The sequence below is a fragment of the Petrotoga halophila DSM 16923 genome (assembly GCF_002924615.1).
Genome location: NZ_JALY01000068.1, coordinates 1 through 2,296 on the forward strand (window position 1 = coordinate 1; position 2,296 = coordinate 2,296).

The 2,296-nt window shown below is 38.7% G+C and carries 1 protein-coding gene; it reads left to right on the forward strand.

Features of this window, described 5'->3' with window-relative positions:
* The coding region (locus tag AA81_RS03250) for a heavy metal translocating P-type ATPase (RefSeq protein ID WP_281256287.1) at positions 1 to 2,220 on the forward strand (2,220 nt) is incomplete at its 5' end.
* Positions 2,221 to 2,296 lie beyond the last annotated feature (76 nt).

The window sequence follows — 2,296 nt, forward strand, 5'->3', positions numbered from 1 at the left end:
AAAAAGGAATTTGGTAATATTCTTGTAGTAGTAAAATCCATTGTAAATAAACTTGAGACGGATGTTAAAATAGTTGATGCAGAGAAGAAAAAGGTGAACAAAAGCATAGTAATGCTTGAAGGACTTGGCTGCGCGAATTGTGCAGCTAAAATGGAAAAAGAAATAAGCGGTCTAGAAGGAGTTGAATTTGCTGCAGTAGATTTTGTTTCGAAGAAACTAACACTGGAAATAAGTCCGAAAGTCAACCGCTCTGAGTTAAATGAGAAGATTGAAGGCATAGTAAAGAAAATAGAGCCAGATGTAAAGGTCATTTTTGAGGAGAATAACTCCAAGACCAAAATAAACGAAAATAACGAAGAGGAAGAAGAAGGTGTCAACAAAAAAGAAATCATAAGACTTGTGGTCGGTGGAGCAATATTTGCCGTGGGAATCATCTTTAATTTCCAAAATTGGCTTGAGCTTACCTTGTTTATTATTAGTTATATCATAGTTGGTGGAGAGGTTGTCTTAAGAGCAATAAAAGGTATTGCCCGCGGTCAGGTATTCAGTGAGCATTTTTTGATGAGTATTGCTACCATTGGTGCTTTCTTCATTGGAGAGTATCCAGAAGGTGTAGCAGTTATGCTGTTCTATCTGGTAGGTGAATTGTTTCAGGATATAGCTGTAGGTAACTCCAGAAAATCAATAAGTGCTTTGATGGATATTCGTCCTGACTATGCAAATCTTAAAGTTGGCGATGAGATCAGGAAAGTATCTCCTGAAGAGGTAAACATAGGTGACATCATTATTGTTAAACCAGGAGAAAAAGTTCCCCTCGATGGCAAGGTTATAGAAGGAAACTCAATGGTTGACACTGCAGCGTTAACAGGGGAATCTGTTCCTCGTGAACTCAAGCCAGGAGACGATGCATTGAGCGGATTCATTAATATAAATGGTGTTTTGACTATAGAGGTAACAAAGGATTTTGGTGATTCAACTGTATCTAAAATTTTGGATCTGGTTCAGAATGCCAGCAGTAGGAAGGCTCCTACAGAAAAATTTATAACAAAATTTGCGCGTTTCTATACTCCGATTGTAGTGTTTGGAGCGTTAGCCTTAGCAATCATACCTCCATTGGTGATCCCCGATGCAACTTTCTCTACATGGATATATCGAGCCTTAGTGTTTTTAGTTATATCCTGTCCATGTGCGTTAGTGATTTCAATACCATTGGGCTTCTTCGGAGGGATTGGCGGAGCGTCTAAGCGGGGGATATTAGTAAAAGGCAGCAACTATCTTGAAGCGTTGAACAATGTTGAAGTGGTTGTTTTCGATAAGACAGGTACTTTAACTAAAGGTATATTTGAGGTTGTGGATGTTAACCCCCAAGCCGATTTTACTGATGAGGAATTGATTGAATATGCAGCATTTGCTGAAAGTCACTCAAGTCATCCAATTGCACTGTCCATTCTGAAAGCCTATAACAAAGATGTCGATATTACTAAAATTGAAAACTATGAGGAAATTGCAGGTCATGGGATTTTAGCTAAAGTTGGTGGTAAAGAGATTCTTGTCGGAAACAGCAAACTGATGAATAAAGAAAACATTAAATATCAGGAAGTTGAGACTCTGGGTACAATAGTACATGTTGCAGTAGACAAGAAATATGCAGGCAATATTGTAATCTCTGACGCAGTGAAGGAAGATTCAGCTGATGCGATTAAAGGATTGAAGGCATTAGGTGTTAGAAATACTGTTATGCTTACTGGTGATTCGAAGGCAGTTGGGGAAAAAATAGCAACCCAACTTGGAATTGACAAGGTGTATACTGAATTGTTACCGGCCGACAAGGTAGAAAAAATTGAGGCTCTGGATGCTAAGAAATCTCATAAGGGGAAAATTGTATTTGTTGGTGATGGCATCAACGATGCTCCGGTACTTGCAAGAGCGGATATCGGCGTGGCAATGGGCGGCTTGGGGTCTGATGCTGCAATTGAAGCAGCTGATATAGTTATCATGACGGATGAACCATCAAAAATTGTCACTGCAATTAAAGTAGCAAAAAGGACTAGGAAAATTGTGATGCAAAACATTGTGCTTTCATTAGTGGTTAAAGCCATATTCCTTGCACTTGGTGCGGTGGGAGCTGCAACTATGTGGGAAGCTGTATTCGCTGACGTGGGTGTGACAATAATCGCAATATTAAATGCAATGAGGGTAATGAATACAAAAAGTATATAGGACTACATGATTTATTAACCCCTTGATTTATTTCCTCAAAGATAAAATCAAGGGGTATCTGTATTTAAATTTATAA